This window comes from Salinispora goodfellowii (genome assembly GCF_059570675.1).
In genome coordinates this window covers 13,058-26,786 of sequence record NZ_JCANTD010000001.1, presented here as the reverse complement: position 1 = coordinate 26,786, position 13,729 = coordinate 13,058, and the positions used below count along the sequence as shown (strand labels likewise).

12 protein-coding genes are annotated in these 13,729 nt (G+C 68.8%); 10 read left to right on the top strand and 2 right to left on the bottom strand.

The annotated features are described in order from the left end of the window. Positions 1-46 precede the first annotated feature (46 nt). From argB to argH, 6 genes are read left to right on the top strand one after another with little or no spacing between them, the layout of a single operon-like run. A complete protein-coding gene (argB, locus tag T398_RS00155; RefSeq protein ID WP_496443272.1) occupies positions 47-934 on the top strand; it encodes an acetylglutamate kinase in 888 nt (295 codons plus the stop codon). Further along, positions 931-2,220 carry an acetylornithine transaminase gene (locus tag T398_RS00150; protein WP_496443270.1) on the top strand — a complete coding sequence of 430 codons (1,290 nt, stop codon included), beginning with the start codon at positions 931-933 and terminating at the stop codon, positions 2,218-2,220. The genes argB and T398_RS00150 overlap by 4 nt, the downstream gene beginning before the upstream one ends. Further along, on the top strand, positions 2,217-3,182 hold the full coding sequence (gene argF / locus T398_RS00145; RefSeq protein WP_496443268.1) for an ornithine carbamoyltransferase: 966 nt from the start codon (positions 2,217-2,219) through the stop codon (positions 3,180-3,182). Before T398_RS00150 ends, argF begins: the two co-directional genes overlap by 4 nt. Then, the gene (locus T398_RS00140; RefSeq protein WP_018215018.1) at positions 3,179-3,694 is read left to right on the top strand and encodes an arginine repressor; all 516 of its coding nucleotides are present in this window, start codon (positions 3,179-3,181) and stop codon (positions 3,692-3,694) included. Before argF ends, T398_RS00140 begins: the two co-directional genes overlap by 4 nt. Next, positions 3,691-4,899 (top strand): argininosuccinate synthase, encoded by a 1,209-nt coding sequence (locus tag T398_RS00135; protein WP_496443266.1) that lies wholly within the window; start codon positions 3,691-3,693, stop codon positions 4,897-4,899. The genes T398_RS00140 and T398_RS00135 overlap by 4 nt, the downstream gene beginning before the upstream one ends. Positions 4,900-4,910: 11 nt before the next feature. Then, complete coding sequence (gene argH, locus T398_RS00130) at positions 4,911-6,374, top strand: argininosuccinate lyase (RefSeq protein ID WP_496444020.1); 1,464 nt, start codon at positions 4,911-4,913, stop codon at positions 6,372-6,374. Between the two features lie 68 nt (positions 6,375-6,442). On the opposite strand, the gene T398_RS00125 is transcribed toward argH, so the two are convergent. Then, positions 6,443-8,983 carry a non-ribosomal peptide synthetase gene (locus T398_RS00125; RefSeq protein ID WP_496443264.1) on the bottom strand — a complete coding sequence of 847 codons (2,541 nt, stop codon included), beginning with the start codon at positions 8,981-8,983 and terminating at the stop codon, positions 6,443-6,445. Between the two features lie 71 nt (positions 8,984-9,054). Between T398_RS00125 and T398_RS00120 the strand changes: the two genes are divergently transcribed. The 4 genes from T398_RS00120 to T398_RS00105 all read left to right on the top strand — a co-directional run bounded on the left by T398_RS00120 (position 9,055) and on the right by T398_RS00105 (position 12,730). Further along, positions 9,055-9,681 carry a DNA-3-methyladenine glycosylase gene (locus T398_RS00120; protein WP_496443262.1) on the top strand — a complete coding sequence of 209 codons (627 nt, stop codon included), beginning with the start codon at positions 9,055-9,057 and terminating at the stop codon, positions 9,679-9,681. Positions 9,682-9,915: 234 nt separating this feature from the next. Then, on the top strand, positions 9,916-10,251 hold the full coding sequence (locus T398_RS00115) for a hypothetical protein (RefSeq protein WP_496443260.1): 336 nt from the start codon (positions 9,916-9,918) through the stop codon (positions 10,249-10,251). A gap of 427 nt (positions 10,252-10,678) precedes the next feature. After that, the gene (locus T398_RS00110) at positions 10,679-11,416 is read left to right on the top strand and encodes an ATP-binding cassette domain-containing protein (protein ID WP_496443258.1); all 738 of its coding nucleotides are present in this window, start codon (positions 10,679-10,681) and stop codon (positions 11,414-11,416) included. A 3-nt stretch (positions 11,417-11,419) separates the two neighbouring features. Then, on the top strand, positions 11,420-12,730 hold the full coding sequence (locus T398_RS00105; protein ID WP_496443256.1) for a hypothetical protein: 1,311 nt from the start codon (positions 11,420-11,422) through the stop codon (positions 12,728-12,730). 617 nt (positions 12,731-13,347) lie between these two features. Here the strand turns inward: T398_RS00105 and T398_RS00100 are convergent. Beyond that, complete coding sequence (locus T398_RS00100; RefSeq protein ID WP_496443254.1) at positions 13,348-13,521, bottom strand: hypothetical protein; 174 nt, start codon at positions 13,519-13,521, stop codon at positions 13,348-13,350. Positions 13,522-13,729 lie beyond the last annotated feature (208 nt).

Here is a 13,729-nt window from a genome sequence, read left to right as displayed (position 1 = left end):
CCGCGTGGCGCGGCGCCGCAACCGGAGACGGAAGGCAGGTTCGGGCATGAGCTCCACCGCTGATCTCACCGGCGCCCAGGCCAAGGCGGCCACCCTGATCGAGGCGCTGCCGTGGTTGGCGCGGTTCGCCGGCTCGACCGTCGTGGTCAAGTACGGCGGCAACGCCATGGCCGATCCGGAGCTGCGGCGGGCGTTCGCCGCGGACATGGTCTTCCTCCGCCACGCCGGCCTGAAGCCGGTCGTGGTGCACGGCGGCGGACCGCAGATCTCGGCGATGCTGGACCGCCTCGGCATCGACAGTGAGTTCCGGGGCGGGCTGCGGGTCACCACGCCAGAGGTGATGGACGTGGTCCGGATGGTGCTCCTGGGGCAGGTCGGCCGGGAACTGGTCGGGCTGATCAACGCACACGGTCCGTTCGCGGTGGGGCTCTCCGGCGAGGACGCGGGTCTGTTCACCGCGGTCCGACGCCCGGCGTACGTCGACGGGCGGCCGGTCGACATCGGCCAGGTCGGCGACGTGGAGTCGGCGGACATCTCGGTGGTGACCGACCTGCTCGAGGCCGGCCGGATTCCGGTGCTCTCGACGGTGGCCCCGGATGCGGACGGCGTGCCGCACAACCTCAACGCGGACACCGCCGCGGCGGCGTTGGCGGTCGCGCTGCGGGCGCGCAAGCTGGTCGTCCTGACCGATGTGCCGGGCCTTTACGCCAACTGGCCGGACCGGTCCAGCCTGGTCGGCGAGGTCACCGCGAAGGAGCTGGAGAAGCTGCTGCCGTCCCTGGAGTCGGGGATGGTTCCCAAGATGGAGGCGTGCCTGCGGGCGGTGCGCGGAGGCGTACCCGCCGCGCACGTCGTGGACGGGCGGGTCGCGCACTCGACCCTGCTGGAGATCTTTACCTCGGAAGGCTTCGGAACCATGGTGATTCCCGGATGAGCCCGCTCCGTGACCGCTGGCAAGAGTCAATGATGGACAGCTACGGTACGCCGCCGCTCGCACTGGTCGGCGGCGCTGGCGCCGTGGTGGTCGACGACACCGGTCGGGAGTACGTGGACCTGCTCGGCGGCATCGCCGTCAACACCCTCGGCCACGCCCACCCGGCGGTGGTCTCCGCCGTCTCCAAGCAGGTCGCCACGCTGGGGCACGTGTCGAACCTGTACGCGGCCGAGCCGCCGGTGGCCCTGGCCGAGCTGCTGCTCGCCCTCGCCGGCCGACCGGGACGGGTCTTCTTCGCCAACTCGGGCGCCGAAGCGAACGAGACGGCGTTCAAGATCTCCCGGCTCACCGGACGGACCGAGGTCGTCGCGACCCGGGGCGGCTTCCACGGCCGCACCATGGGGGCGCTGGCGCTCACCGGCCAGCCGGCCAAGGCCGACCCGTTCCGTCCGCTGCCCACCACCGTCACCCACGTCGACTACGGCGACAGTGCCGCGCTGGCCGCGGCCGTCACCGACGCGACCGCGATGGTGATCCTGGAGCCGATCCAGGGGGAGAACGGCATTGTCGTACCGCCGGCCGGCTACCTCGCCGAGGCCCGTCGGATCACCGCCGAGCACGGCGCCCTGCTGGTGCTCGACGAGGTGCAGACCGGGATCGGCCGTACCGGGCACTGGTTCGCCCACCAGGCCGAGGGCATCGAACCGGACGTGGTGACGCTCGCCAAGGGCCTCGGCGGTGGCCTGCCGCTCGGCGCCTGCATCGCCTTCGGCCCCACGGCCGACCTGCTGCGCCCCGGCTCCCACGGCACCACCTTCGGGGGGAACCCGATCAGCTGCGCCGCCGGGCTGGCGGTGCTGTCCACGATCGCCGGCACCGGGCTGCTCGACCATGTGGAGCGGGTCGGTGACCGGCTACGCCGGGGCGTCCAGGCGCTCGACCATCCCCTGGTCGCCGAGGTACGGGGTGCCGGCCTGCTGCTCGGGATCGTGCTGACCGCGCCGGTCGCGGCGGTCACCGTCGAGGCGCTGCGGGAGGCGGGCTTCCTGGCCAACGCGGTGCAGCCGGGTGTCATCCGGCTCGCCCCACCGTTGATCCTCACCGCCGACCAGGCCGACGCCTTCCTGGCCGCCCTGCCGGCGGCCCTCGACGCGACCCGCGCCGCCGCCGACTCGACCTTGGGCGCCGGGCCCCGGTCAACAGGACCGGGCAACCCCAGCCCGCCGGCCCAACCGGCCAGAATCCCGACCCCGACCGCCCCAACCACGACGGAGGCCAGGGCATGATCCGGCACTTCCTGCGGGACGACGACCTCGCCCCCGCCGAACAGGCGACCGTGCTCGACCTGGCCGCCGGCATGAAGGCGGACCGCTTCGGGTACCGCCCCCTGGCCGGCCCGCGAGCCGTGGCGGTGCTCTTCGACAAGCCGAGCCTGCGGACCCGGATGTCCTTCGACGTCGGCATCGCCGAGCTGGGCGGACATCCGCTGGTGGTGGACAGCCAGGTGACCCACCTCGGCCGGGGCGAGACCCTCGCCGACGCCGGACGGGTGCTCTCCCGCTACGTGGCGGCGATCGTGCTGCGGACCCACGGGGACGAGCGGATCGCCGAGATCGCCGCGCACGCGACCGTGCCGGTGGTCAACGCGCTCACCGACACGTACCACCCGTGCCAGCTCCTGGCCGACCTGCTCACCATCCGCGAGCACCTCGGCGGCACCGCCGGGCGGACGCTGACGTACCTGGGCGACACGGCGAACAACATGTGCCACTCGTACCTGCTGTCCGGCGCCGCCGCCGGCATGCACGTCCGGATCGCCGGGCCCGTCGGGTTCCGCCCGGACCCGGCGGTGCTGGCCCGGGCGGAGAAGATCGCCGCCGGCACCGGCGGGTCGGTGCGTACCGGCACCGACCCGGTGGCGGCGGTCCGCGACGCCGACGCCGTCGCCACCGACACCTGGACCTCGATGGGGCAGGAGTCCGACGGGCTGGACCGGGTCACCCCGTTCCGCCCGTACCAGGTCAACACCGCGCTGCTCGCACACGCCGCGCCGCACGCGATCGCGCTGCACTGCCTGCCCGCGCACCGGGGCGAGGAGATCACCGACGAGGTGCTCGACGGCCCGCGCAGCGCCGTCTTCGACCAGGCGGAGAACCGGCTGCACGCCCAGAAGGCGCTGCTGACGTTCCTCCTCGGGACCACCCCGGACGCGCCGGCGCCGGGCAGCACCACCGGGCAGCACGCATGAGCGCCCCGCTGACCCGCGCCGCCCGGCACGCCCGCATCGTCGAACTGATCCGGGACAAGGCGATCCACTCGCAGACCGAGCTGGGCGACCTGCTGGCGGGGGAGGGCATCCAGGCCACCCAGGCGACCCTCTCCCGGGACCTCAAGGAACTCGGCGCGGTCACCGTGCGCGGTGGCGACGGCCGCGGGGTCTACCTGATCCCGGAGGACGGCCAGCGTCCGTTGCGGGAGGCCGAGACCGCGCCGGCGCGTCTGGTGCGCCTGCTGCGGGAGCTGCTCAACGGGGTGGACGCCAGCGGCAACATCGCCGTGCTCCGTACCCCACCGGGTGCGGCCCAGTACCTGGCCAGCGCGTTGGACCGCGCCGGCCTGCCCGAGGTCGTCGGCACGATCGCCGGCGACGACACCATCCTCGTCGTGGCCCGCGCGGCCGACGGCGGAGCCGCACTCGGCGACCAACTCGCCGGCTGGGCCCGCCGCGAAGACAACGTTGAAAGGAGCATCACATCATGACTGAGCGGGTCGTTCTGGCGTACTCCGGCGGACTGGACACCTCCGTCGCGATCCCGTACCTGGCCGAGCAGACCGGCGCCGAGGTGATCGCCGTGGCGGTCGACGTCGGGCAGGGCGGTGAAGACCTGGAGGCGATCCGGCAGCGGGCGCTGGACTGCGGGGCCGTGGAGTCCGAGCTGGTCGACGCGCGCGACGAGTTCGCCGCCGAGTACTGCCTGCCCGCCGTCCGGGCCAACTCCCTCTACATGGACCGGTACCCGCTGGTCTCGGCCCTGTCCCGGCCGCTGATCGTCAAGCACCTGGTGACCGCGGCCCGCAAGCACGGCGGCACCATCGTGTCGCACGGCTGCACCGGCAAGGGCAACGACCAGGTGCGCTTCGAGGTCGGCCTGGGGGCGCTCGCCCCGGATCTGCGGATCGTCGCGCCGGCCCGGGACTACGCCTGGACCCGGGACAAGGCGATCGCGTTCGCCGAGGAGAAGGGGCTGCCGATCGACGTGACGGCGAAGTCGCCCTACTCGATCGACCAGAACCTGTGGGGCCGGGCCGTCGAGACCGGCTTCCTGGAGGACATCTGGAACCCGCCGATCGAGGACCTGTACTCCTACACCGCCGACCCGACCCAGCCGCGGGACGCGGACGAGGTCGTCATCACCTTCGACGCCGGCAACCCGGTCGCCATCGACGGGGAGACGGTCACCCCGTACCAGGCGATCGTGGAGCTGAACCGGCGTGCCGGCGCGCACGGCGTCGGCCGGCTGGACATGGTCGAGGACCGGCTCGTCGGGATCAAGAGCCGCGAGGTGTACGAGGCGCCGGGCGCGATCGCGCTGATCACCGCGCACCAGGAGCTGGAGGCGGTCACCGTCGAGCGGGACCTGGCCCGGTTCAAGCGCAGCGTGGACCAGCGCTGGGGCGAGCTGGTCTACGACGGCCTGTGGTTCTCCCCGCTGAAGGACGCGCTGGACGCCTTCGTCGACGACTCGCAGCAGCACGTCTCCGGCGAGGTACGGCTCACCCTGCACGGTGGCCGGGTCACCGCCACCGGCCGGCGGTCCGAGGCCAGCCTGTACGACTTCGGCATGGCCACCTACGACACCGGTGACACCTTCGACCAGTCCCTGGCCAAGGGGTTTGTGCAGCTGTGGGGCCTGCCCAGCAAGATGTCGGCGGAGCGGGACGCCCGGCTGGGTGGGGCGCGGTGAGCGCTGCCACAATGGGCGGGGTGGACGACAAGAGCCTGACCGAGAACAGCGCAGCCACCAACCGGACCAGCCTGTGGGGAGCCCGCTTCGCCGGCGGCCCGGCCGAGGCGCTCGCCCGGCTGTCGGTGAGCGTGCAGTTCGACTGGCGGCTCGCCCCCTACGACCTCGCGGGGTCCCGGGCGCACGCCCGGGTCCTGGCCGGTGCCGGCCTGCTGGACGCCGAGGAGCTGGGGCAGATCCTGGCGGCCCTGGACGACCTGGAGGCCGCCTGCGCCGCCGGCACGTTCCGGCCCACCGTGGACGACGAGGACGTGCACACCGCTCTGGAGCGGGGGCTGCTGGAGCGGCTCGGCCGGCTCGGCGGCAAGCTGCGCGCCGGCCGCTCCCGCAACGACCAGGTCGCCACGGACCTGCGGCTCTACCTGCGTGACCACGCCCGGGGCGTGGCCGCTCGGTTGGTCGAGCTGGCTGAGGCGTTGGTCGAGCAGGCCGGGCGGCACGTGGACACCGCGACACCGGGCATGACCCACCTGCAGCCCGCCCAGCCGGTCACCTTCGGGCACTGGCTACTCGCCCATGTGCAGCCGCTGCTGCGCGACCTCCAGCGGCTGCGCGACTGGGACCACCGCACCGCGATCAGTCCGCTCGGTGCCGGTGCGCTCGCCGGTTCCGGCCTGCCGCTGGACCCGGTGGCGGTCGCCCGGGAACTGGGCTTCCGTACGTCCTTCGCCAACTCGATGGACGCCGTCGCCGACCGGGACTTCGTCGCCGAGTTCCTCTTCACCACCGCGCTGATCGGCGTGCACCTGTCCCGCCTCGGCGAGGAGGTGGTGCTCTGGACGTCGCCGGAGTTCGGTTGGGTGGAGCTGGACGACGCCTTCGCCACCGGCTCGTCGATCATGCCGCAGAAGAAGAACGCGGACATCGCCGAGCTGGCCCGAGGCAAGTCCGGCCGGCTCGTCGGGGGCCTGGTGGGCGTGCTCACCATGCTCAAGGGTCTGCCAATGACCTACGACCGGGACATGCAGGAGGACAAGGAGCCCGCCTTCGACGCGGTGGACACGCTGGAGCTGCTCCTGCCGGCCCTCGCGGGGATGGTCTCCACGATGACGGTACGGGCCGACCGGTTGGTCGCCGCCGCGCCGGAGGGCTTCTCGCTCGCCACCGAGGTGGCGGACTGGCTGGTCCGCCGCGGGGTGCCGTTCCGCGAGGCGCACGAGATCACCGGCCGGTTGGTGGCGCTCTGCGTGGCCCGGGACTGCGCGCTCGACGAGGTCTCCGACGACGACCTCGCCGAGGTCAGCGAGCACCTCGACCCGTCGGTGCGGGACGTGCTGTCGGTCGAGAGCGCGCTCGCCGCCCGCACCACCCCGGGCTCCACCGGCCCGGGTCCGGTCGCCGAGCAGCTCGCCGCCGCCGCCGACCAGCTCGCTGGCTGGCGGGAGTGGGCCGCCGAGCAGGTTGTTCCCCGCTGACCAGTTCACCTGACCAGTTCATCGACGGGGCGGGGCGGTTCGCGAAGCGGACCGCCCCGCCCCGTCCGTCAGGGGCAGCGCAGCCGGGCCGGACGGCGGGTGACGGCCCAACGCCAGACGCGGCCGACCAGCGCGGCGTACCCGATGCCGAGCGCGAGCGACGCGGCGAGGGCGACCAGCGGCAGCTCCCGCAGGTGCGGGTAGACCTGCCAGTGGGTCACGTAGATGTAGAGCGAGCTACCGGCGAGCACCCCGGCCACCTTGTTCAGCACGCCCAGGCTGGGCACGGTCGGCAGCCAGGTCAGTAACGCGAAACCGGTTACGATCAGGGCCTCGCGGGCCGGCTCCCCGAAGAAGCCCGGCACGGTGGCCACCGCGGCGAGCGTGACCAACAGCCGCTGCCGTACCCCGTCGGCTCGGGCGGTCGCCCAGCCGAGCGTGAACAGCCAGCCGGCCACGAGCGCCGCCGGCAGGTCGTGGGCCGCGTCGAGGCCGAAGACGTCGTACCGGCCGAGTAGTGCGACCGCGGTCAGCCCCAGCGGAAACGCGAACGGGTACCGCCGCTCCCAGCGGTCGACCCGGCGCAGGCCGAGGAGCGCGGCCAGCGCCACCAGGAGGTAGACCACCGCCTCGATAAACCAGAAGTGCCAGCCGTGTGCCGCGTCGTCGGGCCGCAGGATGCTGTTGGCCAGCAGTAGGGTGCTCAGTCGGTACTGGTCGTCGACCAGCATCACCGCACCGATCCACGCCATCGTGGGCAGCACGATGCGCAGCAGGCTGACGCCGATCTGCCGCAGCCGCTCTCCCCGCCCGGCGGTGGTGAGCTGGAACCGGGCGAAGTTGAAGCCGGCCACCGCGAGCAGTAGGTGCGCCCCACCGGTGATGGTGAACATCGGGATGTGTGAGCCGACGATCAGCACGATCGCCGCCGCCCGCAGCGCCACGCTGGTCTCCAGCGAACGCCGCCGGCGTGGCCGGGGAGCGCGTCCGGGAGCTGCGGTGGATCGGCGCAGGTCCGCGATCGGCAGGGTGTGCCAGTTCGCCGGCAGGTCACCCAGCTCCCGCTCCAACCGCACCGACATCTCGACGTACGACAGGGAGTCCCCGCCGAGGTCGACGAAGCTGCGATCCGGCGTGACGTCGGTGCGGTCGAGCACCTCCGCATACAGCGTGCAGAGGTCGCCGGCCGACGCCGCCGGCGGTGGCGAGCTCTCGGCGGCGAGCCCACGCAGCGTCGCCAGGTCGGGCTTGCCGGAGGCGAGCCGGGGCAACTCGGCCAGGGGGAGCACCCGCACGGCCCGAGGCGGCAGCCCCACCTCCCCGGCGACCAGGCGGCGCACCCGGCGTGAGTCTTCGGCGCCGGCGGTCGCCACGATCAGTTCGTCGTCACCGCCGACGCAGCTGGCGGTGACATCGTGCGCGGACAGCAGCGCCTCGATTTGCTGCGGGTCGACCCGTAGCCCGAGAATCTTGGCGAATCGGCTGCGGCGGCCGACGATCTCCCACACTCCGGCTGCGGTACGCCGAGCCAGGTCGCCGGTGTGCAGCTCGTCAACGGTGCGACCCAGCGCCAGATCGGCGGGAGAGTGGGCGTAGCCGAGCATGACGTTCGGGCCGGCGTAAACCAGCTCGCCGACCTCCGGGTCCGGATGGTCGGCGACCGGGGCGAGCCGGAAGTCGCCGCCGGGCACCGGTACCCCGATCGCCGACGGATGGTCGAAGGTGAGGTCCGGCGGGAGGTACGCCATCCGCGCGGTCGCCTCGGTCTGCCCGTACATGACGAAGAAGTCCCAGCCCGCGCCCCGACCCAGCTCGGCGTACTGACGTACCCGCTCCGGTGCGAGCCGACCACCGGCCTGGGTGACGTAACGCAGGTGCGGCAGGTCCATGGCGGCGAAGCCGACCCGGTCCAGCAGGTCGAAGGTGTACGGCACTCCGGCGAGGGTGGTGGCCCGGGTATCCCGGAACAGCTCCCAGAAGCAGGTGTCGGCGACCGACAGGTCGGTCAACACCAGGGCGGCGCCTCGGGCCAGGTGGCTGTTGACCACTGACAGGCCGTAGCAGTAGTGCAGTGGCAGGCTGGTGGCCGCCCGGTCGGTGTCGCGGATACCCAGGTACTCGCCGATCGCCTCCGCATTGGCCTGCAGGTTGGTGTGGGAGAGCCGGACCAGCTTCGGGGAGCCGGTCGACCCGGAGGTGGACAGCAGCAGGGCCAGGTCGGGGTGCAGGTCATGCCCGGAGGAGGCGTGGCGGTGCTCGATCCGCCAGCCCTCGTCGGCGCCGCTGACCAGCACGTCCGGGTCGTACGCCTCGATCAGGCCGGCGAGCGCCGAGGCCCGGTCGTCGGGCACCAACAGGACCGGGTGACCCGCGTGCATCGCGGCCAGGTACGCCACCAGCGAGTCGACCGTGTTCGCGCCGACGACCAGCACGAGCCGTCGCCCCACGCCGAGCTGCTCGGCGGTTCGCGCGACCCGGGCGGCGAGGTCGGTGTACGAGATCTCCCCGTCCCGGGTGACGATCGCGGTGCGTTCGCCATGCGTCGCCAGGTCGCGGACGAACGGCACCTGCACGGCCGGGAACAGGGCGGATGCGGAAGTCACAAGCATCGACTCTAAGGTAAGGCTGACCTAATCCAAAGCTCTGGCGACCCGCATCACCCCGGGATAGGGTCGCAGCCGTGGATGATCTCGCGCGACTAGCCGCCCTGCTCGGCGGATCGGTCGTGCCGGCGGCGCGCGGCCTGCTCGGCGCCCACCTTTCCACGGGCGCGGTCACCGCGCGGATCACCGAGGTCGAGGCGTACGCGGGCACCGCCCAGGACCCGGCCTCACACGCCCACCGGGGGCGCACTCCCCGTAACGCGGCGATGTTCGGCCCATCCGGGCACGCCTATGTCTACTTCACGTACGGGATGCACTGGGCCTTGAACGTGGTGACCGGGCCGGAGGGGGAGGCCGCCGCGGTGCTGGTGCGGGCGGGGGAAGTGGTCGCCGGCCACGCCCCGGCCCGGTCCCGCCGGCAGACGGCGCGATCCGACCGCGACCTCGCCCGGGGGCCGGCCCGGCTCTGCGTCGCACTGGGTGTCGACCGGTCGGCCTACGGGCAGTACCTGCTCGGCGATGGCCCGATCCGGCTGCGCCCACCCCTCGAACCGGTGCCGGAAGCGGCGGTGGCGGCCGGGCCACGGGTCGGCGTCACCGGGGCGCACGACGTGCCGTGGCGGTTCTGGATCGCCGGCGACCCGACCGTCAGCACCTACCGCCGCCACGTACCCCGACGCCGGCCCGCTCACCCCGGTGCTTGAGCTGTTTCGCCTGGTCATGCCGCCGGACGGCCTCATCGATCTGGACTAGCGACGGCTCGACATGGCGGGTGTCCAGCCGCAGGACGGTGCGGGACGCGGGCCGTTCGGGCCCCGGACTGCCGAATGGTCGATCGATGGATGGCTCAAGGTTGACGAAAATTGTCAAGGTCATGTAGTCTTAAAAGGACCAACCAAGGGTCTTAAAAGACCAACCAAGTGGAGAGGTTTGGAATTATGAATCGCAAATTAGTTGCAGCAAAGACGCTGAAGGTCGGCGTCATTTCGGCCCTGACTGTTACCGCGTTCGCGATTACTGCACCGGCTGCTTTCGCCGCCGGCCAGTCGGGGAAAGTGAACAACTGCTACACGCAGTGGTGGACTACCGCTTGGGCCCAGAAGTGTGACTCCCCTGGCGCGAGCGTGGCTGGCAATTACACGTCGATCGTCGACTGTAGCAAGCCTCAGGTTAGCGACCGGTCATTGACTCTCAACCGTTCGAAGGACAGCACCGACACTATTTCCGGAGAGGACTGCCTCTACGGAATCAACACAGGGTACATCCGGCGCTGACCTTGATATTCGGCGGCTTTTGAGCTGTTCGTGGAACGATAGCAAAGGCAGGTCAACTAAGCGATTCTCGCAGTAGGCCGGCATGGGGGAACCTCGCCGTCCTATGTCCACCTGTTGTAAATTCCTTAAGCGGAATGGCGCGTTTTGCTCATCACGCATGATTGATTGGTACCGCTATGTCCCTCCACGAATAGCGCAGGTCAACCCGATGGCGCTGTCGTGGTAGCCGACTTTAGTTCGGTGCCACGACAGCGCCCGCTTATCGTGAAGAATCTGCTGGGCGTGGCCTGCCTCACTCGCCTCAGTCGAGTCCGCTATACTCGGCATAGCTCCATGACCATGGTGTCAGAGATGTTTTGGTCGATGATATCTCGATCCATCGGGGGAGACTTATGATGCCACGAAGCTTGCGAGAAACGGCCGGTCGATGCTAGAGATAAGAAATTTGAGTCAGGGGTATGGTGGCAATTCCGTCATCGATGGCATCACGCTGGATATGGGGTGTGGACTGCACGCGTTGTTGGGGCCCAATGGTGCGGGGAAAACGACACTCCTGAGGACATTGGCAACCGTAATTCCTCCGCGTCGTGGTTCAATTAGTCTCAACGGTGTCGAGTTGACGTTCGAAACGCTCAACGATATGCGGCGTCACATCGGCTATCTTCCCCAGAAATTTGGGTTTGAGCCAGGCATGACTGTATCTGAGTTCGTCTATTATGCGGCCTGGGCTCGTGGGCTGCCCCGAAAGGGGAGGGCGGCGGCGGTTGACGAGGCTATCGAGAAAACAGGGCTCGTTGACAAGAAAAACGTAAAAATGCGCAAGCTATCCGGGGGAATGATCCAGCGGACGGGTATCGCATGGACCATCGTCGGAAACCCATCGCTTGTCGTCCTCGATGAGCCGACGGTGGGACTCGATCCGTTGCAGCGGATCAATTTCCGGAGTGTCATCGCTCAGCAGGACAACGCGGTGATCCTGCTGAGCACGCATCTGACGGACGACGTCGACGCCATCGCGGACCACATCATCGTTCTCGACGGCGGAGCGATCCGGTTCCAGGGCACGAGGGACGAACTTAGCGGTCAGGGTGATCCCTCCAGTCCGGGCAACACTCCCTTGGAACGTGCCTACACGACAATTCTCGCCGACCACCGGGAGCGATAGACCATGTCGTTCCTGATTCTGAAGCGCAGCCCGGCGCGATGGTTTGTCCCGTTCGCTCTCGCGATCGGCTTGGCCATGTTGTTCGTGCGTGGCAGGTACTGGATGGGGGTATGGCCCGAGACATCGGCGGCGGCTCAGATCCCGGCAATCTTGGTCAGTGGGCTCAGTGCTGCCGCAGCCGCCTGGTCGGTCGGTGCTACGGCACGGAATGGCACCGTGGAGCAGACGATCGCATCCGCGCTTCCGCGGTGGCGCCGCGAACTCCCCGGGGCGGTGGCAACCCTGTTCTACTTCGCCGTGGCTTCCCTCGCGGTGCAGGCCGTCGCCTTTACCTTCACGATACGGGCGAACCCGCCGGGCTTTGGGCTGTGGCCCGGATACGTACTCATGGCACTGGTGGTCACCGTCCTTTCTGTGGCCTTCGGGCATCTGGTCGGGAAGTTGCTATCGGGCCGATTCGCGGCGGCGGTGGCAGGCCTTACCTGGTTTATCGGTGCGACATTTTTCGGGTCGTCCCTCGAACTCACCGTTCTGAAAGGGCCGGTGTACGAGGAAGTTGACGGGCTGACCATGGTGGTACGGTTTTTGGCCGCGCTGGCCCTGTTCGCTCTGGCTGTTGTTGTTCCCCCACTGGCCTCCATTAACCGGGCAACCCTCGGCGACTCGCGATCGGTCTTTCATCGCTTGCGACCCCTGCTCGTGACATCTGCGGTTTCGATGACCCTGGTGTTGACTGCGGGTTTGCTGGGCACTCCGATCAGCGCCCGCCAACCAGAGGGAGAGGCGCTCTGTCAAGGCGATAGAAGAATTACGATTTGTCTGTGGCCTGAGCACGAGAAGTATCGCGAGATGGTGGCGGGAATCATCGACCGCGCCGAGCGTCTTCCACCTGAATTCGCCGTTCCGAATCAACTCGACGAATACGGTATCAGTTTTCGAGCTTCCGTTGATGCCGGCTCTGGCGTTATCGACGTCTCAGCTGATCACCTGCCGTACTTCGTCCTTGCGGAGGGTAGTATCTGGTCTGTCTCTGGGCAGCTTGCGGTGGAGACCGTGAAGGACAGCCTGACCTACTGCGACGGCGAGGCCGCCACCAAGGGTGAACGGTTGGATGAGAAGGCGATCGAGCTTCAGGATTGGCTTGAAGCTTATCTGGCCGGCGGTGGGAGACCTGACTACCGCACCAACGCTTCTGCGGAGAGGAAGGATGTTGCGTCGCGTGCGATCGATCGAGCCAACAGCGGTGACATCGCCGCGCAGGTTTCGTGGGCCACGACAGTTATCAAGGACTACAACGGTGCACCTTGCCGATGACGCACGTTCTCCAATACACCTTTTTGTCCGTTCCCGTCGTTCGTGGATGGCCCTTACCCTGACCGTCGCGTTGTGCGCGTGTGTGCCGGTGGTCGGCGCACTCCTACTCCCCGCACCCAGCGGAGGGGCCAGCGGCGGAATGCTATACGTACCGGGGTGGCGTTTCCTCGCGGTCGGAGTGGCTTTCGGGCCGGTCCTGTTCTGTCACAGCCCGTTCGGTGAGATGGAGACGGCAACCAGTAGGAGTTGGCGTCGGGCCGAACTCGCCGTCCTGTCCGTCAATACTGTCATCTGCATAATGATGTTTACGGTAACCTCTTGGATCGTATTCGACGGCACGACCGCCATCTTGATCCTTCGAGGGCTCATCGGGTGGATGGGAATTGCCCTAATCAGTGGACGAATCCTGGGTTGGAGGACCGCATGGGTTGGACCTCTCGCCGTGCTACCTGTAGTTATATATTGGGGCTACGGAGGGGTCGGCTACCGCTGGTGGGAATTCACCTCTTTGCCCCCGGAAAACCGGGGATCCTGGGCAGTAGCCGGAAGTATCGCTGCCGCCGGTGTGGTGGCCTACCTGTTCAGAGAATGGGATTGGTACCGTCTTGCGAGCCCAGTCAGGCGGCGGATATCCAAAGCCTCGGCACGCTCGTAAGCCAGCCTTTTTCGTACGCCCAGCAGAGTGAAGTTTTGACCATGTAGGTGGATAATTCCTCGTTCGCCAGCTCGTCGTTGCTCGCCGGTGGAAGTCCATGGAATTGATAGAACATTATGGCAAAGATGAACGCCATGGGGTGATGATCAGCTTGGTCACGAAGAACTGCTGACTATGCGATTGGCCGTGCGACGACCCAACCGGGCGGCCATCACCGTATTCACCACATCCCGGCAATATATGCCCCAATCCGTCCGATATGATCACCACCCGCGCGGACCCCGAAGACCGCTACCACTGGTGGGACTAACACTGGTATCAGCATGGCTTCGGCTACTGGGTCA